General features: G+C 51.7%; 1 pseudogene. It reads right to left on the reverse strand.

Annotated elements, in window-relative coordinates:
* Positions 1-196: pseudogene (locus ACT3UA_RS19055) on the reverse strand (integrase core domain-containing protein); the annotation flags it as partial.
* Positions 197-265 lie beyond the last annotated feature (69 nt).

Genomic DNA, 265 nt, shown 5'->3' on the forward strand with positions numbered 1-265 from the left:
CTAGGCGTTGGTCATCCACGTGCCCAGTCATCCCGAAATGCACGTCGGCAGGAGTATGAAAACCCAATCCTGAATGGCGATGCTCAGTGTTATACGCATGAACAAACCGGCCCATAAAATCCCTGGCGTGCTCCAACGAACCGAACCGCTCAGGAAATACCGGCATATACTTCAAAGTCTTAAACCACGACTCGGAATTATCCCGAATTCGGGATAATTCCGATTATGCCGGGGCCGTGATTATGCCGAGCTCGAACCTGACTGG

This window comes from Glutamicibacter sp. 363 (genome assembly GCF_052379505.1).
GTDB lineage: Bacteria > Actinomycetota > Actinomycetes > Actinomycetales > Micrococcaceae > Glutamicibacter.